Source organism: Candidatus Saccharimonadales bacterium (assembly GCA_035758565.1).
Taxonomy (GTDB): domain Bacteria; phylum Patescibacteriota; class Saccharimonadia; order Saccharimonadales; family UBA10212; genus DASTXL01.
This window is the reverse complement of the sequence record DASTXL010000002.1, coordinates 248,886-275,254: the sequence shown is the minus strand read 5'-3', so window position 1 is coordinate 275,254 and position 26,369 is coordinate 248,886. Positions and strand designations below refer to the sequence as shown.

30 protein-coding genes are annotated in these 26,369 nt (G+C 48.6%); 8 read left to right on the top strand and 22 right to left on the bottom strand.

Going from position 1 to position 26,369, the window contains the following annotated elements; all coding sequences use genetic code 11:
• The first annotated feature begins 121 nt into the window (after positions 1–121).
• Positions 122–916, top strand: coding sequence for a GGDEF domain-containing protein (locus VFT49_04005; protein HEU5005221.1), 795 nt, complete (start codon positions 122–124; stop codon positions 914–916).
• Here VFT49_04005 and dnaJ read toward each other — a convergent pair.
• The 8 genes from dnaJ to VFT49_03965 form a co-directional block, all read right to left on the bottom strand.
• Positions 913–2,022, bottom strand: a complete 1,110-nt coding sequence (gene dnaJ, locus VFT49_04000) for a molecular chaperone DnaJ (protein ID HEU5005220.1) — start codon at positions 2,020–2,022, stop codon at positions 913–915. The genes VFT49_04005 and dnaJ overlap by 4 nt on opposite strands.
• Positions 2,023–2,120: 98 nt before the next feature.
• A complete protein-coding gene (locus tag VFT49_03995) occupies positions 2,121–2,633 on the bottom strand; it encodes a hypothetical protein (protein HEU5005219.1) in 513 nt (170 codons plus the stop codon).
• On the bottom strand, positions 2,633–2,788 hold the full coding sequence (locus tag VFT49_03990) for a hypothetical protein (GenBank protein HEU5005218.1): 156 nt from the start codon (positions 2,786–2,788) through the stop codon (positions 2,633–2,635). Before VFT49_03990 ends, VFT49_03995 begins: the two co-directional genes overlap by 1 nt.
• A complete protein-coding gene (gene dnaK / locus VFT49_03985) occupies positions 2,789–4,693 on the bottom strand; it encodes a molecular chaperone DnaK (GenBank protein HEU5005217.1) in 1,905 nt (634 codons plus the stop codon). It abuts the gene before it with no gap.
• Positions 4,693–4,914 carry a hypothetical protein gene (locus VFT49_03980; protein HEU5005216.1) on the bottom strand — a complete coding sequence of 74 codons (222 nt, stop codon included), beginning with the start codon at positions 4,912–4,914 and terminating at the stop codon, positions 4,693–4,695. The genes dnaK and VFT49_03980 overlap by 1 nt, the downstream gene beginning before the upstream one ends.
• Positions 4,914–5,378, bottom strand: a complete 465-nt coding sequence (locus VFT49_03975; GenBank protein ID HEU5005215.1) for a nucleotide exchange factor GrpE — start codon at positions 5,376–5,378, stop codon at positions 4,914–4,916. The genes VFT49_03980 and VFT49_03975 overlap by 1 nt, the downstream gene beginning before the upstream one ends.
• Entirely contained in the window at positions 5,371–6,072 is a 702-nt protein-coding gene (locus VFT49_03970; GenBank protein ID HEU5005214.1) for a transcriptional regulator, read from the bottom strand. The genes VFT49_03975 and VFT49_03970 overlap by 8 nt, the downstream gene beginning before the upstream one ends.
• A 184-nt stretch (positions 6,073–6,256) precedes the next feature.
• Positions 6,257–6,637 (bottom strand): hypothetical protein, encoded by a 381-nt coding sequence (locus VFT49_03965; protein ID HEU5005213.1) that lies wholly within the window; start codon positions 6,635–6,637, stop codon positions 6,257–6,259.
• 227 nt (positions 6,638–6,864) lie between these two features.
• Between VFT49_03965 and VFT49_03960 the strand changes: the two genes are divergently transcribed.
• A complete protein-coding gene (locus VFT49_03960) occupies positions 6,865–7,479 on the top strand; it encodes a nucleoside monophosphate kinase (protein ID HEU5005212.1) in 615 nt (204 codons plus the stop codon).
• Here the strand turns inward: VFT49_03960 and VFT49_03955 are convergent.
• From VFT49_03955 to murJ, 3 genes are all read right to left on the bottom strand, one after another.
• Complete coding sequence (locus VFT49_03955; protein HEU5005211.1) at positions 7,466–8,701, bottom strand: hypothetical protein; 1,236 nt, start codon at positions 8,699–8,701, stop codon at positions 7,466–7,468. The genes VFT49_03960 and VFT49_03955 overlap by 14 nt on opposite strands.
• Positions 8,702–8,864: 163 nt before the next feature.
• Complete coding sequence (lepA, locus tag VFT49_03950) at positions 8,865–10,643, bottom strand: translation elongation factor 4 (protein HEU5005210.1); 1,779 nt, start codon at positions 10,641–10,643, stop codon at positions 8,865–8,867.
• Positions 10,644–10,667: 24 nt separating this feature from the next.
• A complete protein-coding gene (gene murJ, locus VFT49_03945) occupies positions 10,668–12,287 on the bottom strand; it encodes a murein biosynthesis integral membrane protein MurJ (GenBank protein ID HEU5005209.1) in 1,620 nt (539 codons plus the stop codon).
• A gap of 170 nt (positions 12,288–12,457) precedes the next feature.
• Between murJ and VFT49_03940 the strand changes: the two genes are divergently transcribed.
• Positions 12,458–12,778 carry a hypothetical protein gene (locus VFT49_03940; GenBank protein HEU5005208.1) on the top strand — a complete coding sequence of 107 codons (321 nt, stop codon included), beginning with the start codon at positions 12,458–12,460 and terminating at the stop codon, positions 12,776–12,778.
• A gap of 382 nt (positions 12,779–13,160) precedes the next feature.
• Here the strand turns inward: VFT49_03940 and VFT49_03935 are convergent, their stop codons facing one another.
• From VFT49_03935 to VFT49_03925, 3 genes are all read right to left on the bottom strand, one after another.
• Positions 13,161–14,387 carry an ABC transporter permease gene (locus tag VFT49_03935; protein HEU5005207.1) on the bottom strand — a complete coding sequence of 409 codons (1,227 nt, stop codon included), beginning with the start codon at positions 14,385–14,387 and terminating at the stop codon, positions 13,161–13,163.
• Between the two features lie 3 nt (positions 14,388–14,390).
• Positions 14,391–15,152, bottom strand: coding sequence for an ABC transporter ATP-binding protein (locus VFT49_03930; GenBank protein ID HEU5005206.1), 762 nt, complete (start codon positions 15,150–15,152; stop codon positions 14,391–14,393).
• Between the two features lie 83 nt (positions 15,153–15,235).
• On the bottom strand, positions 15,236–15,433 hold the full coding sequence (locus VFT49_03925; protein ID HEU5005205.1) for a hypothetical protein: 198 nt from the start codon (positions 15,431–15,433) through the stop codon (positions 15,236–15,238).
• Positions 15,434–15,614: 181 nt separating this feature from the next.
• Here VFT49_03925 and VFT49_03920 point away from each other — a divergent pair, with 181 nt between their 5' ends.
• Positions 15,615–16,277: a hypothetical protein gene (locus tag VFT49_03920; protein ID HEU5005204.1), complete on the top strand. Its 663-nt coding sequence runs from the start codon at positions 15,615–15,617 to the stop codon at positions 16,275–16,277.
• A gap of 44 nt (positions 16,278–16,321) precedes the next feature.
• On the opposite strand, the gene VFT49_03915 is transcribed toward VFT49_03920, so the two are convergent.
• Positions 16,322–16,903 (bottom strand): hypothetical protein, encoded by a 582-nt coding sequence (locus VFT49_03915; GenBank protein HEU5005203.1) that lies wholly within the window; start codon positions 16,901–16,903, stop codon positions 16,322–16,324.
• A gap of 99 nt (positions 16,904–17,002) precedes the next feature.
• On the opposite strand from VFT49_03915, the gene VFT49_03910 reads away from it, so the two are divergent.
• Positions 17,003–17,614, top strand: coding sequence for a hypothetical protein (locus tag VFT49_03910; GenBank protein HEU5005202.1), 612 nt, complete (start codon positions 17,003–17,005; stop codon positions 17,612–17,614).
• A 30-nt stretch (positions 17,615–17,644) separates the two neighbouring features.
• Positions 17,645–19,102, top strand: a complete 1,458-nt coding sequence (locus tag VFT49_03905; GenBank protein ID HEU5005201.1) for a Mur ligase domain-containing protein — start codon at positions 17,645–17,647, stop codon at positions 19,100–19,102.
• On the opposite strand, the gene VFT49_03900 is transcribed toward VFT49_03905, so the two are convergent.
• The gene (locus tag VFT49_03900; GenBank protein ID HEU5005200.1) at positions 19,099–19,605 is read right to left on the bottom strand and encodes a hypothetical protein; all 507 of its coding nucleotides are present in this window, start codon (positions 19,603–19,605) and stop codon (positions 19,099–19,101) included. The genes VFT49_03905 and VFT49_03900 overlap by 4 nt on opposite strands.
• Positions 19,605–20,252 carry a hypothetical protein gene (locus VFT49_03895; GenBank protein HEU5005199.1) on the bottom strand — a complete coding sequence of 216 codons (648 nt, stop codon included), beginning with the start codon at positions 20,250–20,252 and terminating at the stop codon, positions 19,605–19,607. The genes VFT49_03900 and VFT49_03895 overlap by 1 nt, the downstream gene beginning before the upstream one ends.
• A 60-nt stretch (positions 20,253–20,312) precedes the next feature.
• Between VFT49_03895 and VFT49_03890 the strand changes: the two genes are divergently transcribed.
• Entirely contained in the window at positions 20,313–20,948 is a 636-nt protein-coding gene (locus VFT49_03890; protein HEU5005198.1) for a DNA-3-methyladenine glycosylase, read from the top strand.
• A gap of 121 nt (positions 20,949–21,069) precedes the next feature.
• Here the strand turns inward: VFT49_03890 and VFT49_03885 are convergent, their stop codons facing one another.
• From VFT49_03885 to VFT49_03875, 3 genes are read right to left on the bottom strand one after another with little or no spacing between them, the layout of a single operon-like run.
• Complete coding sequence (locus VFT49_03885) at positions 21,070–21,645, bottom strand: L-threonylcarbamoyladenylate synthase (GenBank protein HEU5005197.1); 576 nt, start codon at positions 21,643–21,645, stop codon at positions 21,070–21,072.
• A 29-nt stretch (positions 21,646–21,674) separates the two neighbouring features.
• The gene (locus VFT49_03880; GenBank protein HEU5005196.1) at positions 21,675–23,405 is read right to left on the bottom strand and encodes a hypothetical protein; all 1,731 of its coding nucleotides are present in this window, start codon (positions 23,403–23,405) and stop codon (positions 21,675–21,677) included.
• 40 nt (positions 23,406–23,445) lie between these two features.
• Positions 23,446–24,144 (bottom strand): NUDIX domain-containing protein, encoded by a 699-nt coding sequence (locus VFT49_03875; GenBank protein HEU5005195.1) that lies wholly within the window; start codon positions 24,142–24,144, stop codon positions 23,446–23,448.
• A 121-nt stretch (positions 24,145–24,265) separates the two neighbouring features.
• Here VFT49_03875 and VFT49_03870 point away from each other — a divergent pair, with 121 nt between their 5' ends.
• Positions 24,266–24,388 (top strand): hypothetical protein, encoded by a 123-nt coding sequence (locus tag VFT49_03870; GenBank protein HEU5005194.1) that lies wholly within the window; start codon positions 24,266–24,268, stop codon positions 24,386–24,388.
• Positions 24,389–24,434: 46 nt separating this feature from the next.
• Here the strand turns inward: VFT49_03870 and VFT49_03865 are convergent, their stop codons facing one another.
• Both VFT49_03865 and VFT49_03860 read right to left on the bottom strand, forming a co-directional pair.
• Positions 24,435–25,232 (bottom strand): hypothetical protein, encoded by a 798-nt coding sequence (locus tag VFT49_03865; GenBank protein ID HEU5005193.1) that lies wholly within the window; start codon positions 25,230–25,232, stop codon positions 24,435–24,437.
• A 15-nt stretch (positions 25,233–25,247) separates the two neighbouring features.
• The gene (locus tag VFT49_03860) at positions 25,248–26,348 is read right to left on the bottom strand and encodes a YHYH protein (GenBank protein ID HEU5005192.1); all 1,101 of its coding nucleotides are present in this window, start codon (positions 26,346–26,348) and stop codon (positions 25,248–25,250) included.
• Positions 26,349–26,369: the final 21 nt, after the last annotated feature.

The following is a 26,369-nucleotide window of genomic DNA, read 5'->3' as shown; positions in this document are numbered from 1 at the left end:
GACTATAACCAGGGCTGCGAGAATGATCAGTGTAAAGAAACCGTTTTGGTTTTTAGCTTTTGTCATTGCTCTTATTTTATTACCGTTAGCATTAAGCTTCAATAGAGCTATAATTAAAGTAATGACCGAAAAACAAACAGAAATATTCGGCGGCGAACAACAAGGCCCAGCTCTGGTGCCATTTAAAGCCTATGTCGATAAAGAAAGGAAGCTGGGTGAAATAGAAGCGAGAGCCACTATCGACGCTCCGACAGGCTTGGTTAATAAAACTGCTTTTGAAGATATTCTCTCCAATAGAATTACCGAGGCTAGCGAACAGGTTGAAGACGAGCCAACCCTGGCGCTTATCAAAACCGATACCGACGGCTTTAAAAAAATTAACGATACGTTGGGTCACGAAGCCGGCGATAAATACGTCGCTGATTTAGCGGCTGCGCTGCCAGGCTGGTTCAGGCCAGAGGACGCCATCACCATTATCGGTCGTGTTGGCGGCGACGAAATTGATATCGTTTTAGACCTAAAACCCCGTGAAATTTATGAAGCCGAGCACCAGGAAGAAGTTGAGCGCACTAAAAAATATAGTCCTGAGGAGCGTTTAGTCGCTGTTATTGAACGTTTTAACGAGTGCAAAGAGGCTTTCTTCGCCACCCAACCGGAGGGTATTCAGGAGTTACACCGAAAAAAAATAGTCGATTTAGCTATCGGCGCGGTGCTTTGGAAACCGGGTCAAGACGCAGGCGAGCTTTCGCGCGAGGCTGATGTTCTTCTTTACAACGCAAAGAACAGTCACCACACTGCCAGAGACGAATTAGAGCGCCAGGAGCCTAATTTCGAAGCTGAATCCATTGCCCGGGCAAAAAAAATGCTAGAAGATGCTGGCCGACACGATTTAGCCGAAAGGCTAAACGACAGCTAGAGACCAAACCGTTTTTTGCCGCTCTGATCGCGTAAGTCTTCTAGCAGTTCTTTTTGTACTTTGGTTAGCTTGGTTGGCGTATCTACTAAAATTGTCACAATGTGAGCACCGCGGCTAGATTTATTCATGTGCGGCACGCCGTGGCCAGATAGCTTAAAATCGCTGCCGCTCTGGGTACCCGCTGGAACCTTCATGCGAACCAGGCCGTCAACGGTTTCTACCTCTACCTCCGCCCCCAATGCGGCATCTACCATGCTGACGTGCTCGTTAGATAAAATCAGGTCGCCTTCACGGGTGAATTTTTTGTGTGGTTTGACGCGAATATTTACATAAAGATCACCCTTGGGGCCTTCGGCGATCGCTTCGCCGTGTTCACGCAAACGAATCACCGCGCCATCATCAATGCCCGCCGGAACCTTCAGAGCAATGGTTTGAGTTTTGCGTTTAGTGCCAGCTCCGCGGCAAACACTGCATTCTTTTTCTGGGATTTTGCCACGACCTTTGCAGACTGGACACGGCGCGGCCTGCTGAATGTTGCCAAAAACGGTGCGCATGACATTAGTAACTTGGCCGCTGCCTTTACAATTATCGCAGGTTTTCAGTTCGTAGCCGGGTTCGGTACGGGTGCCTTTGCAATGTTCGCAAACATCTTCGATATCAAGTCTTAGATCTACTTCTGTACCAAACACCGCTTGTTCAAAACTGATTTCTATATCTGTTTCTACATCGCGCCCACGGTTGCGCTGTTGGGATCGGCCGCCACCCTGTTGGCCGCCAAAAAAACTACCGAAAATATCGCCCAGACCAAGATCGCCAAAGTCAAAGTTCATGTTCTCTGCATTAAAGCCGCCGAATCCGCTACCGAATGGGTTGCCGTCGCTGGCCGCGCTTGAACCTACGCCGGCGTGACCGAACTGATCGTAGCGCTTGCGCTTAGATTCATCTTTTAAGACTTCGTAGGCTTCGTTGACCTCTTTGAATTTTTCTTCGTCGCCACCACGGTCAGGGTGGTGCTGCACGGCTAAACGGCGAAATGCCTTCTTGATTTCGTCGGCGCTAGCGCCTTTAGGTACACCAAGTACCTCGTAGTAGTCTCTTTTAGTCACTTGCCCCTCCAAAACTTCGCCTGCCCCGCACTAAAACCTGAGCGAAGCAGTCTGCAATCAGATTGCGAAACATCAAGTTTTTAGTGCTGGGGTAATAATCACGCTTTGCCATCAAGCCCATCCTCCTCTACTTTGCCGGTGGCTTTGAGTGTTTTAGCAATCCACTCTTGGCCGGCTAGAGCGCCAGGGTACGATTTTTCGATTAGCCTACCCTTTTTATAGCGCCCGAACCAATTGGTACCATCCACCCGGCGGCCCACCCATTCGGCATCTGGCAGACTGTTGATGCCCCACCTGGCAGTATGGACTACAAATTTGCCGCCAGTAGACATAAGCGGATGCCTTTCTACGGAAATTTCTCCAAAATCTTCTACGAAATGTTCGCCTGTGCCACGAGGCAAGCCAAATTCGCTAACCGTTAGTCCGTAGTGAACTCCATCAACAACTACATTATCTTTGTACTCGCGGGCGACGCCGGCAATGCATCCGTGATAAAGGGCCGCGAAGACAGCTGCGTCCGCCAGGATATCGTGGGCATAAAAAGTCAGCCGATCCACATGCGAAGCAACTTCTAGCTGTTCGGTAAAAGTTTGCCTGTCTCTTTCGGGCATTAGTCTATTCTATCCTTATTTACTACTTTACCTTCGATAAACTTTTTATCGCGAACCACGTAATGATCTTGTGAGTATTTGAAACCTAGCTTAACTCCCGCGGCTAGCGCCGCTATTGGCAGCAGCACATAGCGCAGAAAGTTGGCTGGCTTCACTTAGTCTTCTTTCTTGTCGTCGTCGACGACTTCGCCTTCAATCGGTTCTTCCTTATCGGATTGTTTCTTGTCGTCGGATTTTTCTTCGGTGGACTCGCCTTTTTCAGCTTGTTCGTACATCTTGGCGCCAATTGGCATGATTGCATCAGTCAAGGCCTTAGCGGCAGCCTCTAGCTCTTCTTTGTCGGTGGCTTCCAGGTGTTTCTTGGCCTCTTCGACTGCAGAGTCGATCGCCTTTACATCGTCTTCACTGATCTTGTCTTTGTAGTCAGACTTCATTTTATCGGCTTGGTAGATTGAGCTTTCGAGCTGGTTCTTGGCCTCGATAGCCTCGCGCTTTTTCTTATCTTCTTCGGCGTGCGCTTCGGCTTCTTTGGCGGCCTTTTCTACCTCGTCTTTATCGAGATTACCGCTACCTTGGATAGTGATGGACTGCTCTTTGCCGCTGCCTTTATCTTTGGCGGTAACGTTCAAAATACCGTTAGCGTCGATGTTAAAGGTAACTTCGATCTGCGGAACGCCGCGCGGGGCCGGCGGGATGCCGTCGAGCACAAAGCGGCCAAGACTCTTGTTGTCGGCGGCCATTTCGCGCTCGCCCTGCAAAACGTGGATTTCTACACTGCTTTGATTATCGGCAGCCGTGCTGAACGTTTCGTTCTTACTGGTTGGAATAGTTGTATTGCGTTCGATCAGTTTGGTAGTGACGCCGCCCAGAGTTTCAATACCTAAAGAAAGCGGAGTCACATCAAGCAGTAGAACGTCTTTAACATCGCCCTGTAACACGCCTCCCTGAATGGCGGCACCTACGGCAACAACTTCGTCTGGGTTAACACCTTGCAATGGGTCTTTGCCAAAGATGCTTTTAACCTTTTCGATCACGGCTGGCATACGGGTCATACCGCCGACCAAAACAATTTCGTTAACGTCTTTCGCGTCTAATTTGGCGTCTTTCAAAGCCTTTTTGACCGGTTCGGCAGTCGCATCAATCAGATCTTGGACCAACTCAACCAGCTTGGCGCGGGTCAATTTATATTCAAAGTGCTTCGGGCCTTCGGCGTCAGCGGTTAGGAACGGCAGATTGATGTCGGCCGTCTCGGTTGTAGACAGTTCTTTCTTGGCCTTTTCGGCCTCTTCTTTAAGACGCTGCATAGCAGCCTTGTCGTCTTTGACGTCAATACCGGATTCCTTTTTGAACTCTTCTACGAAGTGATTGACGATCCTAAGATCGAAGTCTTCGCCGCCGAGGTGAGTATCGCCGTTTGTCGAAAGAACTTCAAAAACACCATCTCCAAGCTGGAGAATTGAAACGTCAAAAGTACCGCCGCCAAGGTCGAAGACGGCAATCTTTTCTTCTTTGGCTTTATCTAGACCATAAGCTAAGGCAGCTGCGGTTGGCTCGTTGATAATACGCTTAACTTCCAGGCCGGCAATTTTACCAGCATCTTTGGTGGCCTGACGTTGGGCGTCGTCAAAATAAGCGGGCACTGTAATCACGGCTTCGGTGACTGGCTCGCCTAAGAAGCTCTCTGCATCGGCTTTGAGCTTAGATAGAATCATAGCGCTGACTTCCTCAGGACTGTAATCTTTATCGGCCATGGTGACTTTTACGCCACTGCCGCTTTTAACGATCTTATAAGGCATCAGCTCGATGTCGCGCTGGACTTCTTTATCTTCGAACTTGCGGCCAATCAGACGTTTGACGCCAAAGATCGTGTTGGTCGGATTGGTGACGCGCTGACGATTGGCCACTTGGCCAACTAAACGCTCGCCGTTTTTATTAATCGCAACTACGCTTGGCGTTGTGCGATTGCCCTCGGAATTAGCGATGATTTCCGGCTTGCCGGACTGCATTACCGCCATCGCGCTATTAGTCGTTCCTAAATCGATTCCAATAATCTTTGCCATTATTCCTCCTTTTCAATTAATCGTTGCCAGGCTGGATCGTCAGCAAGGTCCAGATCGCTAATTTTTCTGTTGTCGACATTTATCAAGTTTAAAATTTCCTCTTCAGGCAAACCAGTTTGCTGAGCTTGAAGAATCAATCCGTAGTATTCATCATCATCTCCCGACTCTTCCGCTCGCTTTAATTCTGCCGCCCAATCTCGTATCTGAATTTTCCTCTCCATTACTCCTTCTCCATCTTTACTTTGACCATGGCGTGGCGGATGATTTCATCGCCAAGTTTGTAGCCGGGTTGAAGTTCCTCGCAAACAATTTCAACGTTGCCGTCGCCATCTTCCATATGCACAGCCTCGTGCAGTTTGGGATCAAAAACTTCGCCGACAGTTTTGATGCGCTCTACGCCAAGCGAATTTAGCACTGAGTCGAACTGCTTGACTACGCCCTGCACGCCTTTAACATAATCATGCTCAGTCAGATCCTTAGGCGCATGTTTCAAGGCGCGTTCTAAGTTGTCCAGCGCTGGCAAGAGTTCACGTACAACCATCGCTTTGTAAAATCCCGCCATTTGGATTCGCTCTTCTTCTGTGCGGCGGCGAACATTAATTGCATCAGCCCGCTCGCGCTGCAGCGCCTCGGTCAGTTCGGCGATTTTTTGCTCAAGTTCAGAGACCGTCGGGTTTTTAGACATAAAGCGTTTCCTCCAGGGCGCGGCCGGCGCGGCCAACCAGGCTCATCACATCACGATAGCTTTGGCGGGTCGGGCCTAAGACGCCGATGTAGCTTCTATCAGAAAACGGACTGCGGAACCGGCTGATAATTAAGCTGGCACCGGCACTGCGGCCGATTGGATTTTCCTGCCCGATGTAAACAGAAAGTGGTTTGTTGGGGGCGGCTTCGTAAAGCCAGGGCTGCAGATTATCTAGCAAGCGAGCAACTTCTTGAACCTGGCCAGGATGCATAAATTCAGGCTGGCCAAACAAATTAGAAAGGCCACTCATATAGAACTGGTCGCCAATGGTGGCCAGGCCAAGGTTGTGAGTTAGTTCCACTAGAGTATCCACGGCATTGCGGATAGTTTGATCGGCTGCGCCAGCCGACTGTACGCGTGCGGTCAACGCCCGTTGCGCGCCCGGTGAATCACTCAAGTGAGATTCACTGAGGGAGTTTACATAATAACGATAGCCCTTGTCGGTCGGCACGCGGCCGGCACTGGTGTGCGGTTGATGGATATAACCCAAACGTTCCAGCTCGGCCATCTCGGCACGTATGGTAGCGCTAGACACATCAAAAGCCTTGGCAAGCAAACTTGAACCTACCGGAGCGGCGACTTCGGCATATTGTTCAACTATGGCCTGTAATATTTTTTCTTGTCTTGGGGTCATTTAGCACTCTACCCTTCTGAGTGCCAGTTTACTTTTTTAGCAATTGTGTGTCAAGACTGCTACAAGGGTCCCTAAGCTTTGAGAATAAAGCTTAGGGGAAGCAGAAACCGCCCGTAAGGACAAAAGCCGAGAATATTTTTCGAGGCTTTGTCATAAAGGGCGAGTTTCTGCGCGGTCAAGAGTGCTAGTAATAAGTTCTGTGGGCCGGATCTCGAGTTAAGTTTAAATAGTGAACGCCCGTATAAACTCGACTGGATCTTTCGATAGCCAACTCGGTTTCAGCTATGGCGTCCAGGCAAAAAAGCAGGGCCTGAGGCGGAGCCGAACCGGAATCTGGCAATACTAGTTCGACAGTAGTGCCGGAGTCTTTCCACTCCATGAATATTCGATCTATTCCTTCTTCGCTCAAACCCACTCGGGCTTTTGCCTCAAAGCTTCGACCGTGCTCCATTTTGAGATGCATTCCTACGCCGTTGAATTCTGTTTCGGGCCAAATAAATATACCTTGATCAGCTAATTTTGTTATGGTCGGATCTTCGTCGGCAAGTTGCTTTGTTAATTCCAAGCACGCTTGAGTCGCCAGTAACCGCTGCCTCGGGAGGGGCCTTTGCAGCTCAAGAGCGGTCGGGTGACGGCGAGCCTCCCGGTAGCGTTTTTCTTCCGGCGAAAGCATCCAGGGAGCAGCAGACTCTGCTCGTAACGGCCTCATAATTTCTAACAATAGTCCTGCTCGCTTATAAGCGCAAGCGTTTTGCCGTGGCACGACTTCTAGCCGGCTGCTATAGTTAATAAATGGAAAAGCAAATACAAAATATAAAAGACTGGCTCGGTGAAGGTTCGGTAAATATTTTCGGTCGACCGTTCACCGGCAAAGACACCCAAGGCAAAAAGTTAGCCGAACTGCTTGGCGGCGTATTGCTGGGGGGTGGAGATATCTTGCGTGGCAGCGAAATCCCTGAGCATGTAAAAGAACTGATGCATGCCGGTAAGCTAGTGCCTACCGAAGATTATCTAGAGATTGTGCTGCCTTACTTAAAGAAGAATGATTTTAGAGGCAAGCCTTTAATTCTGAGCTCGGTTGGCCGTTGGCACGGCGAAGAAGCAGGCTTTTTAGAGGCCATGGCGGCGTCTAATCATTCCCTGCGGGCCGTTGTGCACCTAAAGATGGAAGAGGCTGAAGTCTGGCAACGCTGGGAAGTGGCCCCGCCCCGCGAAAGCCATGGTTTACGTGCCGATGATACGCTGGAATCTTTACAGATCCGTTTGCAAGAGTACCGCGAAAAAACTCTGCCAGTAGTCGACTTTTACCGTAACCAAGGACTGTTAATAGAAGTAGACGGCACAACCCCGCGCGACGAGGTCACCGCGGCAATTATCGCCGGTCTGGATGAATTTAGTAGAAGATAGTCGCTTTAAGCTCACCAGCTGGAGTTTTGATTTGGCTAACGTTGCCGCCCAAGCTTAGTTTGTCAATTTGGACCTGAGGGTTAGAAAAGTCATTAGCTTTGGTTGAGGTATCTTGTTCATAAACAACCGCATCGTCGTTAAGCCAAGCGGGATTAACTACTTGGTGATGGGTAGAATCTTTAACAGATGGAAGTTTGGTTATCTGATTACTAGCCGCATCTAAATATCCAAAGTTAACATCATATGTCGAAGTAGTTTGCGCGCCAGGCAATAAGGCATTGGAGCCAACAATCAAAACTTTTCTGCTGTCCGGTGACCAAACAAGCGAATCTGGCGTGTCAGAAATTTCGCCGCCCGTCCATTTGGCAGTAGACGTCTTATTGTTGCTTAAGTTTAGGATACTGATGCTTATGCCAGATTTGGCCTCAGTTATAGATCCGCTGATTTTATAGACAATTTGTTTGGTATCTGGCGAAAGCACTGGAGTGTAGTCGGCATTGCGCGGCATCGACCAGCTGTTCGATACTTTGCCCTTTGAGTCTACGGCATAAACGGCGGCGGCCGTTTTGCCGAGTTTGTTATCCACCGTTGTTCTAAGATAAATAGTTTTGTCATCGCTACTCACACCCAGCGGATAAATCGGTGGCAGACCGGTGAATGCTGGCTTAGCACCCGTATCGATAACTTGCTTAGCTTGGTTACTAGATAAATCAAGATTCATAAGTTTGCAGGTGCCGGTCTGCGGGCAGGTCACGTAAACCAAGTTATCTTCGCCTAAGAAGAAAGAATGATGAGAGTTGTCTAAAACAATCGCTTGGTGCAAAGCTTTAGTCGCGGCGGCCGATAAGGTCTGCGCCTTGCCATCAGAAATAATCGAAAAGTCCTCGGCAGCGGTGGTTATGCCGCGCGACAAAAGCACTTTGCCTTTGGGTGAAGAAGCTTCAAAGTTCAAGTAACTGAACTTGGGATAGCTCTGCTTGTACTGCTGTTTGCCGTTAGCGTCGCTCAAATATAGAGTGCTGGAATTATAGTCGTCAATAACTAAGTGTGGTGATCCAGACGACGCAGAAGAGCCATCGTCACGGCTGGCCAACCATAGCCCGCCTATCACAACGATAATCAATAAGATAAAGGGCAAAATAACGTGAATAATATGCCGCTCGGGCCAAGCCGGCGACAAAGATTTAGTGGACGGTTGCAACGATTCCTTAGCTTTTGGCATAACGCTAATGCTATCATAGCATTTTTTTAATCTCTGCGGAGCATCACAGCGAACGCCTCGGCGGAAATATCAACCTTTCCAAACCTTTTCATGCGCTACTATCACCCCACAAAATAAATTTTGCGGGGACCCCGATTGAAAGAACGCATAAAATTATGTCTTGTTAGTCCCGTTTTAACATCACAGCGAACGCCTCGGCGGGGATATCAACCTTTCCAAACCTTTTCATGCGCTCTTTGCCTTTTTTCTGCTTGGCTAAAACTTTTTTCTTGCGCGATACATCGCCACCGTATAGGCCGGAAGTAACATCCTTGCGATACGCGCTAAGGTCTTCGCGGGCGATAAATTTGCCGCCAATGGCCGCCTGCAGGGCTACTTTAAAGTTTTGACGCGGAATAACTTCTTTGAGTTTGGCCACAGCCGAACGAGCGATGCGATCAGCTTCGGTTCGATGAGTCATAATGCTAAGCGCGTCGACCCGGTCGCCGGCCACGTAGAAATCGAGACGCACCAGATCTTCGGGCCGATAATCAGCCAGTTCGTAATTAAACGACCCGTAGCCGCTGGTTATACTTTTGAGCTGGTCGTAAAAATCGGTCAGCAGGTTGGCCAGCGGCGCCTCAAAATCAATCACCGCCAGGTTGTCCATGTAGCTGATGTGCTTTTGCCGGCCGCGGGCACCAACCACCAGCTGCAAAATGGCGCCGACGTAAGTTCCGGGTGTCACGATTTCGCCTTTGACCCATGGCTCACGAATTTCCGCGACTTCGCTCATATCAGGCAATTCGGCAGCTGATTTAATATCCAGTTCGGCGCCACCAGAAGTCGTCACTTTATAGTCCGTACTCGGATTGGTAACGATTAATTCAAGGTTATATTCCCGCTCCAACCGTTCGCGAACGATGTCCATATGTAGCAGTCCAAGAAAACCAATGCGGAACCCAAAGCCCAAGACCGGCGAATTTTCCGGAGAGAACTGCAGTGACGAATCACTTAAGCTGAGTCGCTCCACGGCGTCTTTTAATAACTGATAGTTTTCGTGACTATCAGGGAAAAAGCCCGCATAAACAAATGGCGTGACGTTTTTATAACCGGGCAGTGGTGAAATAGACCCATGGATACCTAAGCTCACCGTATCGCCAACCTTAGCCTCACGCGTAGTCTTGAGGTTCGTGACAATATAGCCGACTTCGCCAGCCGATAGCTTATCAGCTGGTTTCATTTCTGGGCTCAAAGATCCAACTTCCAAGGCAATGCCGGTGGCACCAGTGGCCATCATTTTAATCTGCGAATTTTTCGCGATTTGCCCATCGACTACGCGCAAATACAAGATTACTCCCCGGTAATCGTCATAGTAGCTATCAAATATTAGCGCTCGGGTTGGTGCCTCGGGCTTACCCATTGGGGCTGGAACCTGCTTCACGATTTGATCCAACAGAATGTCTACGCCCTGCCCGGTTTTGGCGCTAACCTCTAAAATATCTTTGCGTTTGCAGCCCAGCAGGCTTATGATTTCAGTGGCCACGCGGTCCGGGTCGGCGGCCGGCAAGTCGATCTTGTTCATAACGGGGATAATTTTTAAATCGGCTTCCATAGCCAGGTAAACATTAGCAAGTGTTTGAGCCTGAATGCCCTGACTGGCATCAACAACCAGGATGGCTCCTTCAACCGCCTCTAGGCTGCGGCTGACTTCATAACTAAAGTCCACATGCCCGGGCGTATCAATTAGATTCAGCTCGTAGTCTTTATATTTCATACGGACCGGCGCTAGTTTGATGGTAATTCCCCGCTCCCGCTCCAGTTCCATCTTGTCGAGCACCTGAGCCTTCATTTCCCGCTTCTGCACCGTATTAGTTAATTCTAAAAGCCGGTCGGCCAAGGTCGACTTGCCGTGATCAATATGGGCTATTATGCAAAAATTCCGGATATGGTCTTGAGTCATTAGCCTAGATTATAACAGAGGTAGTTATTGGATACGAACAGGAGTTAGAACAAGTTTGCGGAGCTTGCGGATCACTGGCCGCACCTCATCCAGTCCAAATAGCGACGAAATCGCAATGTGCACCACCAGCGTAGGCACGACTATAAACAATACCTTGGCCGTTAGAGTTATAAAGCCTTTGTCGGACGTCTCCAGCGGCACCAGACTGATCATTATGTAGGCTGTTATAACGGTAAACCCTGTTACCGAGAATATTCTGGTCAGGTCGCTCCAAAACTCCGCCGTAAACAAACGGTGATCACGCCAAATCATAATAACCAACAATGCAAAAACCTCCACCATAGCCACTAGCGACTGAGCCATAGCCAGGCCCTCCACGCCGTAAGCGCTGGGCTTGCTGAACAGGTACACTAAAACTACGTTAAGACCAATCGAGAATAGCGAAACATATAAAGGCGTGCGGGTATCTTTTTGGGCGTAAAACCACCGGCTGATGATTGCGTAAAGTGTTCTAAAAATAATTGCACCTGTTAAGTATCCAAAAATGCGAGCAATAACTGGCGCGTCGTTGGCAAAGATCAGGCGGGCCAGATAGCCGCGACAGAAGAAACAAAGGATGGCTACCGGCAAAATTATCCAAATCATAGCTCTAAGTACCATCAAAAAATCCCGTCTGAACAGATCTGGGCGTCCTTGCGCCAGACGGTTGGTCAAGCGCGGAAAAGCAGCCGTTGAGATTGCTGTACCAATCAAAATTATCGGAGCCGTCTGCAGAATGTAGGCATTGTAGTAGTAACTAATATTTCCCTCGCCGAGCCGGCGAGCGAAGTTAGTTTCTACAATTGACTCAATCTGATCCATGCCTTGGTCAATACTGCGCGGAGGCAAGTTGCGCAAAATCACTCGAAAATCCTGATTGCGCCACATGATTTTTGGTTGCCAGCGGAATCTTAGGCCCAGCACACCAACGGCTATCACTAAAAGTTGTAGTACGGCACCAATTAGGGCGCCTATGCCCAAGCCTTCTATGCCAAGATGCCCCGGACCGCCATAATGGCCGCGCGCCTCACTAAAAACCATGGTGCTAACAATGATGCTGGCGTTATAAAATAGCGGCGCGATGGCAAAAAAGAAAAACCGCCCCATGCTTTGCTGGCTGCTGGCTAAAATACCGGAGATTGTGAACAAGAGCGGATTGAGCGCCAAAAAACGCATGATAGTCGCCGCTGTGTGCAACTGAGCGGGCGAGAGGTCAGGTGCCACGATGTAATGAATTAGCTGATTTGCGAAGACCAAGACAATAATGGCTACGACGCCCATAACTATAGCCAAGAGATTGAGCAAACTAGAGGACAACTCCCACATGCCTTTGCGATCGCCTCTTTCTAGACGTTCAGCGAGCACCGGCATAAAAGCTACGCCCAAGGCACCGGCTGCCAAGGTGTAAAAGAAAAAGTCCGGGATGTTAAAGGCAGCAAAGTACGTATCAGTGCTATGCGGGCCAACGGCTGAGAAGTTGGCGTTAACCAGCTTGGTTCGGAGGAAACCCAAAATTTGCCCCAGGAACGACGAGGCAATAAGTAATGTAGCAGCGCTTGTGAGCGATAAGCGCCCCGTGGCACGACTTTTGAACCAGTTAGCCATTACCAATCAATTATAAAGACAGGCGTAAGCTTTTAGAACCCAAAAATCTCCTTAATTTTATTGCTATTTAAGTAAATTTATTGTAGAATAAGTATATCACCTCGATTCGTCAACCGAACTAATCTTCGGCTTCGGTCGAGGTTAGTTCATCTTCAAGCGGAGGTTCTGTGTTGGACTTGGTAGAAACTCTCGAGCACAGCGTTCGCGAGGGCGGTGTCTTCACGCTCATCGGTCAGGGACCGTCATCGGACGGCAAGGCTGACACGGTGATGGTGCTGAGGTCGACCAAGAACGCGTGCTCAAGAGAGGCGTTCAGAGAGGCGATCATCGCCAGCTCGCCGGGAGACGGTTCGTTTCGCTGGCGCGAAGACCCCGAGCTGAACAAGGACGGCTTGCTCGTCGCAACGGCTCTTCATGCCAACGACAAGCAGCGTGTGATGTTGCACTTCTTCGTGCCTCGGCCGAGACGACGTAGCCTGCCAGACGACTGATCGCCAACGACTCCTCACGAAGAATCTGGCGGGAGACCAAATCTTGGTCTTCCGCCACAGCGCCATGGGCGCGCCTGCATTTTATGCGGCCGCGGCGCCACCTATCATGGCGCTTACTTCATGCCTAAAGAATACTTAACAAGTCAAGTAATAATTTACTTTCTCAAACATCTGGCTTATAAACAGCTCCTGTTCGGATAGTGGGTCCGGGCGTGCTTTAGCGGCCTGAAAGGTTGCGTAAAACAAACAACTAATTAGGCGAGGACTGCTTGAGGGCAAAAGCCCGAGTTCCGCAGCCTGTTGTTTGTTTGACTAGCAAGCTTATCAAGCCAGGAAAGCGCCCGGCGGCTTTGCTACTTTGGCCGCCCAAAGTATAGTTGCCCTACTCCCAGCGGAACACTCGGAAAGCAATCAAGTAAACGATTACCAGCCAGACCGTCATAATTCCTAGCTGGCTACCCAAATCAAGCAACCCTTTACCTTCGGTCAAAATCATACGCGCGCCATCAATTACTGGTGTTAAGGGCATGTAGGTCGTAATTCCCTGCAGCCAATGAGGCATCAAAAACCTTGGGAAAAACACACCCGTCAAAAACATCATCGGAAAGACAATGATATTACCGAGAGGCGCCGCCTGGCGCTCGTTCTTTGCCCAGCCGCCCAGAGCTAGACCAATGCCTAAGATTACGATTATTCCGTAAGCCAGGAAGACCGCCAGCTCAAACAAGTTGCCGACGACTTTAAGATTAAAGACCGCCATAGCCACGACGAACATTACGGCTATGCTCATGAGTCCCGTAACGGCGTTGCCTAGCATATTGGCCAAGAAATACTGCCAAACGCGGATAGGCGTGGTGTGCAAACGTCGTAAAATACCCATTTTCTTTAGCTCTGGAAAAACGTTCATTGGACCGAATATGCCAGCGCCCAAGATAGAGAAACCTAATAGGCCGGTAAAGGTATAGTCAAAAGCGCTTAGAGCGTGTTCGTTATTTTGCTTACCGACGACTTTTAGGGGGTCGGCGGTTTTTACGTATTTAGCGCTAATACCCTGGAACTGACTGGTTAGCACGGATATTAAGGTCGTAGCCGCCGATTGATTATTGTTGGTGTAGTGCACTATGGCCTGGCCGCTTGGTACGCCATTTTTAAAATCGCCAAAGCTAGGCGGCAGTTCGATGGTGGCATCAATTTCACCGCGGCTCATTTTTTCGTTAGCTTGAGTAAAGTTAGCCACGTCTTTATCTACCTTAAGTAGTTTTTGATCCTTAGACTGCGCGTTAGCGACGAACTGGCTAGCCAGTTGCGACTTGGATTCGTTAATTATAGCCACATTGAAAGATACATCGGAAGTATGGCTATTGAGCGAACCAAAAACAAACAAAAAGATTAACGGGAACAAAAAAGTAAAGAACAGCGCCAATCGGTCTCGAAACAAACGACGCAAGTTGATCGTGAAAAATGTCCAAACCGTGTAGAGTTTTTTCCAACGGGCGTCGATTGGCTTAAGGCCCTTGGTTTGCGGCTGTTTGCCCCGCGGAAAAACCTTAAAACGCATTGCCAGCCTGATTATTACGAATAGCGCGATTAATATCCAAAGCCATTTCATAGATTATTCCTCGTGCAAGCCTTTCCCTGTCATATCTATAAACACATCCTCTAAGTTAGCTTGTTCGACCCGCTGCTCTTTCTTAAATCCACGCTTTAAGAGAGCCTTGATTAAGTTTTTTGGTGTATCCAGGGCGATAATCTCGCCTTGATCCATGATGGCTATTCGGTCACAAAGGACTTCGGCCTCGTCCATGTAGTGAGTCGTTAAAATCACGCTGATACCACGGTCGCGGACCTCTTCGATTAAGCGCCACAAGTTACGACGGGCCTGCGGATCGAGGCCAGTAGTTGGTTCGTCCAAGAAAAATACTTTAGGATTGTGCACCAGCGCCGCGACGATCGAGAAGCGTTGTTTCTGACCACCAGACAGGTTCTCTACGTAACTGTCGGCCTTGTCGCCCAGGTTGACTTCGTCTAAGAACTTCCTGGGGTCTACTCGTTCACCATAAGCAGCGGCAAACATTTGAATAAGCTCGGTTAGCTTGGTTTTGTCCTGAAAGCCCGGTGTTTGCGGCTGAACGCCGATCATGCCGCGAATTTCATAAGGGTTCGTCGCCACATCCACGCCGGCGATTTCGGCGCTGCCGCCGTCAATCGTGCGCAAAGTTTCGATCATTTCTAGCGTGGTAGTTTTACCAGCACCGTTGGGGCCCAAGATTCCAAAGATCTCGCCCTTTTTGACCTCGAAACTTATGCCTTTAACAGCTTCGTGCTCACCGTATTTTTTTCGCAGGTCTTTTACTTTTAAGATTACGTCGGACATATGCCCTTTATGATAACCAACTCAGTCCTTAAAACCAAAACCCGCCTCATTTTGAGGCGGGCCAGGTTCTAAAAAGGCAAAAACTATTTGCGCTTTAGAGTCAAGAAACCGTTGCGTGGATTCTCGTTGACAGTGCGGTCAGCTGGCAGATCTACGCCAGTGTCAGCACGCTCGTCCTTAGAAAAGTAATAGATTGTTTGTGTCTTGCCCCCGCGCAGTGTAACCTGCTTTGCGTTCAGGTAGTAGGTAACACCCTTACTGTTAGTGTGTTTATAAGCCATTGCTTATGTCCCTCTCCGTTAAAGTTAATGGTACCCCTAAAATACCCCTATAAGAATTTTCTTGTCAACAAGTATTTAGTACAACAACCTCTTTTGCGTATTTCGCTAATGGCTATTGCAAGGCAAAACGCTTATGCGTTAATATATGGGGGTATTTAAGTAAATAAGGTGGAACAAACATATGGAATTTATGTCCCGCGGCAGGGGTAATGTAGCGCCTCAGCCATCCGGCCCAGCTCCTCAGGGCGCACGCGGCCGAAGCCGACACATCGACTGGGAAACCCGCTCGGTGCGTATTGAACTATTTATATTAACTTTGGGCTGTGCTTTGATCTTGGCTGTAGTCATTTTGTGGGCAATCTTTGCCGGTAACGTTGGCTACACCGAAGGTAATCAAGTAGATAAAGGCAAGTATCAAGCAGTCTTCTTAAATGGCGGCGCCACAAGTGGTTCGGTTGCTTATACGACCTACTTTGGCCATGTCACAACTTTGAACGACAAGTACATGATTTTGAAGGATGTTTACTACCTGACCACCGACAATACCAGCACCAGCTCTAGTGCTAACCCACAGTTGACCAAGCTCGGCTGTCAGCAATTGCACTCACCGTTGGATGAGATGGTCATCAACCGCAATCAGGTGGCCTTCTGGGAGAACCTACAAGACAGCGGTAAAGTGGTACAAGCTATCAAGCAGTTCCAACAGCAAAATCCAAATGGTCCTAACTGTAACCAAGCAAGCAGCTCAACTAGCAGCAACTCCAGCGCTCAGAACAGCACCAACACCAACAACAACGCTACAACCAACACTAGTACTAACAACAGCACTAGCAACAAGCAGTAATTTAGAACTTGCTTGAGAAACAACCCTGGGAAACCGGGGTTGTTTTATTTAATTAACCGATTAAATCGGCTGGCTGTAAAGGTTATAAGAAAACCAACTAAAGTAAGTGCGCTGACTACCAAGCTCCAGCCAGCAAGGTCGGGACTCCAGCTAGGGCTGGCAAAATCAAATTCGTAAAGGCCAGCCGGTATGGCCGCGGCCTGGGAGCCGCCATGGCTCATAATGTAGTCCTGGACGCAGCTTATGCGGTAGCGGCCAGAAAAGCCGGTAGGAATTTGGCTTTGGCAATAATTTTCGGCCGCGGTATAAAGCCCGCTGTTGTTAGCCGCCGCTTGGGCTTGGGCCTCTAGCCGCTCGTAGGTGTATTTGAGCTGGATTGGAGGCTTAACGGCGTTGCCGCCACTGGAAAGATTAGTGTTCATATGGCCGTACACGTATTTGCGCAGGTTATTTAGGGCGGCATTCACATCGCCGCCGTCTTTGTCGGCAGCATAGACTTTGTCGCGCAAGCTAATCATTGTTTCGTTATTGTGGCGTAAGGCAAAGATGGCAGTTAAGCTACTAATGATAAGAAGTAGTAGGAATAATTGATAAGTCGCACGACGGGAATGTCTAAAGTTACTCATGTTTATTTTTATTTTACTGCCTTAATGTTTACACGCGAGCGTCAAAACGTCAAAAAGCTGATACTTGCAGTTTGTAAAAAGCAGACTTATTATTAGCAAGTGATTTACAAAGATGGTGTTATAGGACGAAAGCTGTTCCAGGAACTAGAATCAACTGAAGCTGGATTAAGCGAAGTCGCTTACCGTTTTCCCAAATCGCGTGAAGAATATATGGCGCTTGACGTCGAACAGCGCATGCGAGTTGCCATGTCTATACTGGAACAATACGCTAATAACTCCAACGCTCCATATCGTTATAACCACGCCGAACCCTCTGCGAGCGAGTCGGCCCCAGCCACTATTGAGACTAGTGAGCCAGGAGTCGTGGCGGAGGTGCGGGTGGAATATAAAATCCACTCAAATAGAGATATATTGAACACCCCGTGGACGCGACGCGAAATATTACCGTGGGTCAGCCTAGTAGACAAAAATAAGGGTGTTGCTACTCCTTATAAACAAGCCGGAATAGTCCTTTCAGAGATAGGGTTAGCTAGGATGGACGGCAGGCCTTTCTATCGGACGGATCACTCCGACTTCGGCAGTCACTCTCTAGAAGAAGGAGAAACGGCAGGAATAATTGCAATAGTCGACGAAGCTGTCTGCGGTTTGATTGACAGAATAATTAGCAAGCATCAAAATCTGGGGCAAGTTGCAGTCGAAACAGCTGGCTAATTATCTGTTTTAGTTGGTAAACTTTAAATTATGCATATTTATGTTTCTGGTATTGGCGGCACGGCCATGGCATCGCTGGCCCTAATAGCACACGAAGCCGGATTTGAAGTAAGCGGTTCGGACGCCCGGCCCAGCGGGTACTTAGAGTACTTGCGCGATCATGGAGTGACCGAGACGCATATAGGCGTTGACGATGAGTTTATCGAGCAGATTCATGCTAAAAATCCTATTGATTGGTTTATATATGGTTCGGCCCAACCGATTGATTTTCCAGACCATCCGGAATTTAAATTTTGCAAGACCCACCGTATTAAGCAGTCCAAGCGCGATGAATTTTTGAGCCATTTGATAAAAGAGAAAGGCTTGAAGCTGATCTCAATCGCCGGCACCCACGGCAAAACTACCACCACCGCCATGGCGACCTGGGTTTTCAAGCAAATGAACATGCCCGTGAGCTACTCTGGCGGCGCTAAGCTAAGCTTTGGCGACGTGGCTGAGTTTGACGCAAAAAGCGAATACTTTGTATATGAAACAGATGAATACGACCGCAACTTTTTGAGTTTTTATCCTGAGGTCGCCATGATTTCAGGCATTGATTGGGATCACCCGGACATTTACCCAACCCGCGAAAGTTATTATCAAGCCTTTAGTGAATTCCTGGACCAGTCTAGCCGGGCGATGGTTTGGAGCGATGATGCCGAAAAACTGGGCATTAAAGCGGCGGAAAAGTTTGTGATTTTAGACAAAGACGACCCAGAAATTAACCAGGTTAAACTGGCTGGCTTAGTGAATCGCCAGAACGCTTGGCTGGTAGCCTCCGGGCTGGCCGAACTGCTAGATAAACCGCGCCAAGAAATCGTTAAAGTACTAAATCAATTTCCGGGCGTCTCACGACGCTTTGAGCAAATTGCAGCTAATATTTATAGCGACTCTGCCCATACACCCGGCAAAATTCGTGGCGCCCTGCAACTAGCGTTTGAGGTCATCAATCAGCGCTCCAGGGTCTCCGGCTTGGATGCAGTGCAAGGAAGTAGCGAGGAGCGAGCGAGCCGTACAACTGGTACGGTGAGTGAGCGAAAGAGCGTTACTGACAAAGCACTGCGCCAAGAGCATCAGAGGGTTATCGGCTCTGCCGATAAGCAGTCTGATGCGGCCGGCGGGCCTGGCGTGGTGGTGGTGTACGAAGGTCTGCATAATTTACGCCAACACTTTATAAAAGATGACTTAGCTAACTTATTTGACGATGTTAAAAAGCTTTATGTCGTGCCTAGCTACCTAGCCCGCGAAGATCCCAATTTGCCAACCCTCTCCCCTGCCGATTTAGTTAACTTGTTAAGTAAATCGTCTAAGGAGCATGCCGAAGCTAGTCAAATAAATGAGAAGCTAGCCGCTAAAATCAAAGACCATGCTACTGATGACGACCTAGTTCTCTGCCTGAGTGCCGGCGGGGCTGGCTCGCTCGATGAGTGGCTTAGACAAAATTTCTAGAAACCTATGGCTTGGGCGCTCAGTGCGTTAGCCGAAAAATCTTGAGTATCGTCTAGATTACTCAGGTTGCCTATATCGTTAGAGAGTTTATCAATATCGCTGGCGGTCAGCGGAGTAGCTTGGCTTGAGTTGCCGCTAGATTGATTCGAGTTATCACTAACCGGATTATTGATGGTTTTAAGCGCATAAACCGCAGCAACTGCCAGCACGGCAGCAACTGCAAGCGCGGCCAAGGCCGGCCATAATCTCTTAAGATTAAACTGTTTTTTGGGCGCCGAGACTTTGGCTGGTGGTTTTTGATCAGCTGCTGGAGTCTGTGTGGGCAACTGAGCTGGCGGGGCGTCAATTCCGCCGCCTATTGGATTTGCTGGCGCGGTTTGGCGCACTGGGATGGTTTGGGCCGGCGCGGACACAACATCAATGGCAGCTGGCGCGGGAGTGGTGGTCGGCTGGTCTGGTGGCTGCAATGGGTTGCTTGATTGGCTTACGGGGTTAGGATTCATTATTGGTCTCCGCTGTTTTCTAGCTGTGTCTTTACCGTCTGCAGGGCGGTTTGCAGAGGACCAATGTTACTTTTTATCGTAGAGGAGTCGATAGCCAACTGAGCACGCAGCTTCCTGGCGTCAAAAACCGTTGCCTCGAAACCGGCCGGATCGGCCGCACAGTTGATGGTGCCAAGATCGTCAATAGCCGCCTTATAATTTGAGTGGTCGGTCAAAAAAGTGTCAACGTCTTTGTAGTATTTTGCGGCAGCGTTGCTTAAATCAGTATTGCTCACGCCCTGGGCCTTTAGTTCGGTTATGTCGTCGGCTATTTGGTGGGCTAGTTGATCGTAAGTCGCGAGGCGTGTGCTATAAACTACCTCGTCTTGAGTAGACACTTTGCTTACGGCGCTTTGGGCTTGGCTGCATTTACTGACAACTTTCGAGGTAGGAACGGTGGGCATCTCTACTTTATAGGCAGTTTGGCGTTGAATAATACGCTCGGCCTGGGAGGTCGCTTGTTCGGGATCGGGCGGCACAATAATCGGATTTTCGCTACTAGTGTCGGCCGCCCAAGCTACGCCGCTCAATATTAAAACGGCAATCAAACCTAAGGCTATTTGACCGATAAAATTACATCGCCGTAGCACAGTCCCTACCCTTTTCATCTAAAGCAAATTATAACATAACCATTAAGCTAAGTTTGCCCTGTCTGTTTTAATAAAAGCATGGGTTTTTCTGACGATTTAACCACTGCTGCTAAGTACCTCAGCAAGAGCGATAAGCGATTGGCTGGAGTCATCAAGCTTAGCGGTCCGTGCCGGATAAAACCACACAACGACCACTACGGCGAACTTGTAGGCAGTATAGTTGGGCAACAGCTATCTGCAGTGGCAGCCGGCACCATATGGCGCAGGGTTTTAGATTTGTTTGACGGCAAAATGCCAACACCAAAACAACTTATCAAAATTGAAGATCAGAAGCTACGCGATGTTGGCTTATCTTGGGCGAAAGTTAAATACGTTAAAGATTTAGCTCAGCACATAATTGACGGCCGGCTAGATTTGGACCATATAGCCACCATGCCCAACGATCAATTGATCGAGCAACTGACCGCCGTGAAAGGTATTGGCGAATGGAGCGCGCACATGTTTATGATTTTTGGCCTAGGCCGATTGGACGTTTTACCAGTCGGCGACCTGGGTGTCAGAAAGGCTATTCAAAAACTATACGGGCTCGACAGCTTGCCGACACCAGAACAAATTGTCACCATCTCTAACCAAAACGGCTGGCATCCGTACGAGAGCATAGCGGCCTGGTACTTGTGGCAAAGCTTGGACAAACCTTCGAGACATGGAGCTTAAATTCAAGATGAAAATACAGTTCAAATTTGCTTGGTACGACCTATGGATTGGGGCTTATATAGATAAAACTAATGGAATCGTTTATATGTGTCTTTGCCGACACTATCGACAGTTATTAAGCTTAAATAATCTTCAAAGCACCTTGGCGCAAGACTTCGAACTGGCTGTTTGCTAACCGAGCCAAGGTAGAACTAGCGCCGCTTGTGATTTCGCCGGCGTCAACGTAAAAATCTAAGCCTTCACCAAAATAATTTTCGGCTTCTTTGACTGACTTGGCCGGCTCTGCACCTTCCGGATTGGCGCTGGTGCTAGTTATTGGACCGACCTTGTTAATAAGCTCAACTAGCTCCGGTTTGTCCGGCATGCGAATAGCGAATGTTTCGCTGGCCGGGTGCAGCCACGGCGGGCTTTTACGCGCGTCCCACTCCAGACTTAGCGGCCCTGGCCAATACGCCAGGGCTTTCTCTAAACCGGCTGTTGGCATGCCTAAATCAGCCAGCTGTTCAATGTTTGAAAACAAAACGATTAGCGGCTTATGCTGGCTGCGGCTTTTGAGGTTGCGTAAGCGCACGACGGCTTTTTCGTCCAGCGCACGACAAGATAGGCCGTAAATCGTGTCGCTGGGCACAAAACCAACACCGCCGTTTTTTAGCAGCTCAATAATCTTTTCGTCAAAACTATTAGTCAAGTAACTCACGGTTTAGGAGTTTGCCATAAAAATAAACTTTAGTAAATGTAGGTAGACTGATAGTCGGAAATTTTGACAGGCTTACCACCACTGGCACTCAAAATGTAGAGTTCGTTTTGATCGTCATTTGTGGCTAACACGTATTTGTCAGTGTACCAACCCGCAGCCTCATAGCCAACGGATAGGATCTTTTGGCTACCAGCACTGCCGTATGCATCAGCCGTGATGAGAGTGGACTTACCATCGCGCCGTTCCGACCAATAAGTCTGGTTGCCCTGCGGCGAGAAATAATAAGTAGGATTGCTGTAAAGCTGATCACTGGTGGGCGCGTTGATCTTTTTGAGGCCGCCGCCTGGTATATAGTCGTAATAAGTTGAATCGCCCGTACCGGAATCGTCCGATTCTATATAAAAACCGTTGGGGGCGTACTGGAACATTAAGATATTAGTACTGGATGCATCGTAGTTGCTTACTGTTTGCTTATTCTGGCCAGTTGGATCAGCGATCATAACAGTATTTTTACGGCCATCTAGGGTATCACTGCCGTTACTGCCCCAGCTTTTGTCAAAAACTACTTTGCTGGCCGTCAAGAAAACTTCACCATAAGATTCACCGGCCGATTTATCCGGATCTGTACCGGCGCTGGAGTCAATGATGTATGTCTTGCCAGTCGAAGCATCGTAGCTTTTGATCTTTTGTTGGCCGGCTTGCCAGGCAGGCGCTTCGTTGTTACTCACTCTATATACCAAGTCATCTCCGGACCAACCTACGATAGAAAAGTCAAAGTCGCCGGAGTCGAAAGTTAGAAGGCGATCATCAGCGGTCGAAATTACGTAAAGCTGCGGCACCTTGTCTGCTGCACTACGCTGGGTTTCTAGTGCCACGTAACGGCCGTCGGGGGACTGACTAAGGGCCGATGAATCTACTTGCTCCTGGCCGGTCGCCGCTACGACAACTTCAGGATCAGTGCCATCCAAGTTAGCCTTCATAACGTTTAACTTTCCAGTACGTTTAGATAAAAAGTAAACCTTGCCGACTGGAGTCATGTTTAACGGGTTGTCTTCGATATTTTTATCGGAAATTGTTAAAGTAGCCGTGGTATCGTTGTAGCCGGCTAAACTTAGGTTCGCCTGTTCTTTGGAAACTCCCGCTGGAACCACTAAAAGTGCCTTGCCATCAACGTCTGTCCTGGCACTGATATCGGCCACTAGAATATCAACATCGCTTAAAGCTTTGCCGCTCAAAGTATCTTTGAGTGTCACCCTAACTTGCCGGCCGGTAGCCACCAGCTCCAGCTTGGTACTTTTACGACCAAAGAGCGGGACCGTTGCCGCTACATGCCCGGTAATGTAATACTTTTTGGTTACTTTAAATTGATGCTTGCCCACCGGCAAATGCAAAACAGCTATTCCGTTGCCGTTAGTTTGACCGCTCTCGTTGCCGCTGGCAACTGCCGCTCCACTGACTGGAGTACCGGCAGTTTGATCCATTACCTGAATTTGGAAATCTTTCTTAATAACGAGTCCGGCTAATTGGTAGCGGCTCCAGGGGATTGCCGCCAATATAATAATTAGGCAGAGTAGAGCAATTGGGATGGATACTTTTTTATGCTCTACTATCCAGGTTTTGATTTGAAAAAACCGCGAAGGTTTCTCGGGCTCATTTGGAGGTTCCGGCAAGGTCAAATCTAGATTGTTAGTTTCTGGCTCAGCTTTTGGCGGTGTAGGAACCGATGATTGTGGATCGGTATTCGACTGGTCGTCCTGCATAAATTTAAGCTTATGCTTAAAGCCCACATTTAGGCAAGTTTTAGAACTGGTCTTTAGAATATTTAACGGTGCGTTCAATAAAGTTAAGATTGCCTAAGGCAATATCGAGCTCGTGTTTATAACTTTCGAACTTTTTGGGTTTGGCGTCCACTTCTGCCAGGTTCATCCAGCCATTACTGCCGCCTTCGAACTCTGCCTTTAATTCGCCGCGAGGCTTGGTACACAAGACTACATGAAAAATTTTATCTTCTAGTTGCTCGCCGGTTTCGGCTTGTAAAACCTGTTCGTGATATACACCTTTATATTCGTAGTCAGCAGCTAGGCCGGTTTCTTCTTTTAGTTCGCGGGCAGCGGTTTCTATAATGGTTTCACCCCAACGAATTTTGCCGCTCGGAAAGCCGTAAAAACCAAAATAAGGATGCTTGAGGCGCTGCTGGAATAACCACTTATCGCCGTTCTGAATTGCCAAAATCACCGCCGCTTTTGGCTGACGTTCTATGACATTGGCATCAGTATCTAGCTTGTTGGCGTATTCTTTACCGCGCGGCGTCAGCCGATATTTGCCGCGCGAAACTTTCTCTACATATCCGGTTTCGACTAACTGCTTGATATGAAAATTAAAATGGTCGCTGGTTAGACTGGTTGGCTTTTGCAGCTGCCCATAGCCGGCCTCGGGCTGGAACAGCAACTCGCGCAAAATACTTATTTGCGCTTCATGAATTTTTGCCTCGTATGCCATGTCTCTCCTCTTAGAGAAAAACTATAACCATCAATAAACTGCCCGTCTAGTAAAGTCGGCTTTAGTTATGAGCACGCCTATCCCGCTTGTGCTACTATCATAGCTAGGAAGGATAACCAATATGACAGATTGGAACCAGGTTCTTGGTTGGGGCTCACCAATTGGCCTAGGCGTATTCCTGGCTGGATTGGGCATTTTCACCAGAAACTACATGCGTAGCTGGTGGGATCGCCGCAACAAATAGCATTCGAAGAAGTAACTATCGTAGCACCCTTATCTTAGGGTGCTATTCAATTGAAACTCAAGGATTCAAGCATTTTGGTGATCGGCGCTGAGAACAAACTGTCATTCCAATTGGACGAAGCAATCGAAGTAGCCGTGGTCGTGCCGGCTGGGCAAGCCGTGCTGGCGCATTTCAAAAATGAAATATTAACTAGAGGATCAATGCCGGCAATGTCAGTTTTCGGAATATCTTGGCCTTTTGTGTAACCATAGTTACCGGTTATATCAATGGCGTCGAGCGCTCCGGCGGCCGTAGTGTTGGCATATTGCAAAAAGCTTAAATAAGTATCGGCGCGCTGGTTTTGGGTAGGTTTAGTATATGAGATCTTTTGGCTACCAAGTACAGCAACCGCACTACCGGCATTAAAAACACTCAAGTTCTGGCCTTTTGGCGCGATGGTCATTAGCACCTGGGCGGTTATGGTTTGCCCGCTAGCCGTAGTCAAGTTCATGTTGGTAGAACGCACCGTCAATTGATTGTTGCCGCTATCGGTCACCGTCCAATCTTTAGGATAATCAAAGCTCAGATTAAAGTTCGACGAATCAAAGTGAGCCGTAGCTGGAGCGGTTTGCTGCACGGTTTGATTGGTTTTCTGGTTTGCGTTAGTGGTTGGAGTATTAACTGGCGTAGATTTTTTAGGGTGTTGCCACAGCCAGTAAATTACCCCGGCTACGACCGCAATCAAGAGCACTATCAAGCCGTAGCGTAGCCAATGGCGCTTAGGTTTTTGCCAATAAGAGGGACCGACCGGTTCACGAGTAGGCTGGCTCTCTTCGGTGGATGGATTATCTGGTTGCTCATCCATAATTTTATTTTACTCCTAATGTGGCTGAGGCTTTTGACCGGGCGGCTGAATTGGCGTAGCCCTAAAGCAGCTGACGCTATAAGGAAAATCTTGAGTCATCACATAGTGATACATCGTGACGGGCTTACCGTCTAAAACTATCTGGCTGGTTATACCGTGGCATTCGTCCAGATCGTCCGTAGTCAGAATGTTATTGTCGCTAATTTTCGGCCCGGTAATTGGAAAGCCATCTAGCGCATAGCCAATTACGGTTTTGCCGTTTACGTCTTTAATGCAACTCGAGAGTGTATGGTAGTGATAAATACCCTCGCTTTGCGGATGACCGTCGCAGCTGTCTTGAATTTCCCAGGCGCCGGCGTCGCGGCCACCGGCATCAAAGCCGTTAAATAATGCTATGCCGGTAAGCATTATGCCCGACTGGCCGCCCATACATTGTGGCGTAGCATTATAAGTAGGATTAGCATTAAGCGAATAAGTCAGCGTTTGGCCTTTGATGCTATTTGGATTACGATCGTAAACATAGGCTGGGTCGTTAGGGCTGATCGGGAAAGTGCCAGTGGGGTGACTTGGTAAGTCATTGGTAACTATCGTACGCACATTGCCGTTAACTTGGTTAGAAAAATCGGCCTGCCACATCACACTGCCCTCGACGTGGATCTTTTTGTTGATGTCGTACTGAGTATTGTTATTAGTGAACCACGGCCCGCGCTTGCCAGCACCGCCGCTTTCTACCTGGATGTTGTTGGCGTAACCGCTGCATGTATAGATATAGCCGGTTTTTGGAGCACTGGTGACATATCTGCCATCACCAACTGGCAGCAAACCGTCGGCGTATTTGTTACCGTAATTTTTAGTAGGATCCAGCTGCAAGCCCGGCAAGTTTGCCGTAGAGCTAGTTGTTTGATCAGATTTGCTCGACGAGTTGGTAGGGTTTGAGTTCGCCGGTTTTGAATTTGAGCGGAAATGCCAAAATGCTCCGACGACGACCACTATGATAACAAGAGCTGCGACTGCCCAAATCGGTAACTTCTTCTTGGACTTTCCCGACACAGCAGAAGGGTCGGTAGTATTTACCGGTGGTTCAGGAACTTGGCTTGCCGGATTATCATCAGGCATATGCTTATTCTACAACATCCG

Excerpts from the sequence above, each read along its gene's own strand:
- VFT49_03905 (HEU5005201.1), top strand. The coding sequence starts at position 17,645 with ATGCATATTTATGTTTCTGGTATTGGCGGCACGGCCATGGCATCGCTG.
- lepA (HEU5005210.1), bottom strand. The coding sequence starts at position 10,643 with ATGACTCAAGACCATATCCGGAATTTTTGCATAATAGCCCATATTGAT.
- VFT49_03970 (HEU5005214.1), bottom strand. The coding sequence starts at position 6,072 with ATGACCCCAAGACAAGAAAAAATATTACAGGCCATAGTTGAACAATAT.
- VFT49_03895 (HEU5005199.1), bottom strand. The coding sequence starts at position 20,252 with ATGAAAAGGGTAGGGACTGTGCTACGGCGATGTAATTTTATCGGTCAA.
- VFT49_03875 (HEU5005195.1), bottom strand. The coding sequence starts at position 24,144 with ATGGCATACGAGGCAAAAATTCATGAAGCGCAAATAAGTATTTTGCGC.
- VFT49_03980 (HEU5005216.1), bottom strand. The coding sequence starts at position 4,914 with ATGGAGAGGAAAATTCAGATACGAGATTGGGCGGCAGAATTAAAGCGA.
- VFT49_03995 (HEU5005219.1), bottom strand. The coding sequence starts at position 2,633 with ATGCCCGAAAGAGACAGGCAAACTTTTACCGAACAGCTAGAAGTTGCT.
- VFT49_03860 (HEU5005192.1), bottom strand. The coding sequence starts at position 26,348 with ATGCCTGATGATAATCCGGCAAGCCAAGTTCCTGAACCACCGGTAAAT.
- VFT49_03880 (HEU5005196.1), bottom strand. The coding sequence starts at position 23,405 with ATGCAGGACGACCAGTCGAATACCGATCCACAATCATCGGTTCCTACA.
- VFT49_03955 (HEU5005211.1), bottom strand. The coding sequence starts at position 8,701 with ATGCCAAAAGCTAAGGAATCGTTGCAACCGTCCACTAAATCTTTGTCG.
- VFT49_03930 (HEU5005206.1), bottom strand. The coding sequence starts at position 15,152 with ATGTCCGACGTAATCTTAAAAGTAAAAGACCTGCGAAAAAAATACGGT.
- VFT49_03960 (HEU5005212.1), top strand. The coding sequence starts at position 6,865 with ATGGAAAAGCAAATACAAAATATAAAAGACTGGCTCGGTGAAGGTTCG.
- VFT49_03920 (HEU5005204.1), top strand. The coding sequence starts at position 15,615 with ATGGAATTTATGTCCCGCGGCAGGGGTAATGTAGCGCCTCAGCCATCC.
- VFT49_03915 (HEU5005203.1), bottom strand. The coding sequence starts at position 16,903 with ATGAGTAACTTTAGACATTCCCGTCGTGCGACTTATCAATTATTCCTA.
- murJ (HEU5005209.1), bottom strand. The coding sequence starts at position 12,287 with ATGGCTAACTGGTTCAAAAGTCGTGCCACGGGGCGCTTATCGCTCACA.
- VFT49_03900 (HEU5005200.1), bottom strand. The coding sequence starts at position 19,605 with ATGAATCCTAACCCCGTAAGCCAATCAAGCAACCCATTGCAGCCACCA.
- VFT49_03890 (HEU5005198.1), top strand. The coding sequence starts at position 20,313 with ATGGGTTTTTCTGACGATTTAACCACTGCTGCTAAGTACCTCAGCAAG.
- VFT49_03865 (HEU5005193.1), bottom strand. The coding sequence starts at position 25,232 with ATGGATGAGCAACCAGATAATCCATCCACCGAAGAGAGCCAGCCTACT.
- VFT49_03925 (HEU5005205.1), bottom strand. The coding sequence starts at position 15,433 with ATGGCTTATAAACACACTAACAGTAAGGGTGTTACCTACTACCTGAAC.
- VFT49_03975 (HEU5005215.1), bottom strand. The coding sequence starts at position 5,378 with ATGTCTAAAAACCCGACGGTCTCTGAACTTGAGCAAAAAATCGCCGAA.
- VFT49_03935 (HEU5005207.1), bottom strand. The coding sequence starts at position 14,387 with ATGAAATGGCTTTGGATATTAATCGCGCTATTCGTAATAATCAGGCTG.
- VFT49_03870 (HEU5005194.1), top strand. The coding sequence starts at position 24,266 with ATGACAGATTGGAACCAGGTTCTTGGTTGGGGCTCACCAATTGGCCTA.
- dnaK (HEU5005217.1), bottom strand. The coding sequence starts at position 4,693 with ATGGCAAAGATTATTGGAATCGATTTAGGAACGACTAATAGCGCGATG.
- VFT49_04005 (HEU5005221.1), top strand. The coding sequence starts at position 122 with ATGACCGAAAAACAAACAGAAATATTCGGCGGCGAACAACAAGGCCCA.